This window comes from Nonlabens ulvanivorans, from assembly GCF_000732625.1.
Taxonomy (GTDB): domain Bacteria; phylum Bacteroidota; class Bacteroidia; order Flavobacteriales; family Flavobacteriaceae; genus Nonlabens; species Nonlabens ulvanivorans.
In genome coordinates this window covers 1-210 of record NZ_JPJI01000001.1, presented here as the reverse complement: position 1 = coordinate 210, position 210 = coordinate 1, and the positions used below count along the sequence as shown (strand labels likewise).

Below are 210 nucleotides of genomic sequence, written 5' to 3'. Positions count from 1 at the left end.
CAGACACCAATGGTGATGGAGTTATTAGTGTAGGTGATATGATCACATATACCTTAACAGCGACCAACACAGGAACGACTACCTTGACAGGCGTAACAGTAAGCGATGCTTTATTAGGAGTTGTAGCTCAGGCAACAACACCAGATACTTTATTACCAGGCGAGATGGGAACATTCACAGGAATGTATACGATCACTCAAATGGATATCG

General features: G+C 42.9%; 1 protein-coding gene. It reads left to right on the top strand.

The genetic code is table 11. The features are described from left to right. Positions 1 to 210, top strand: a 210-nt coding sequence (locus IL45_RS00005; RefSeq protein WP_036578880.1) for a DUF7507 domain-containing protein, incomplete at both ends; no start/stop codon positions are given.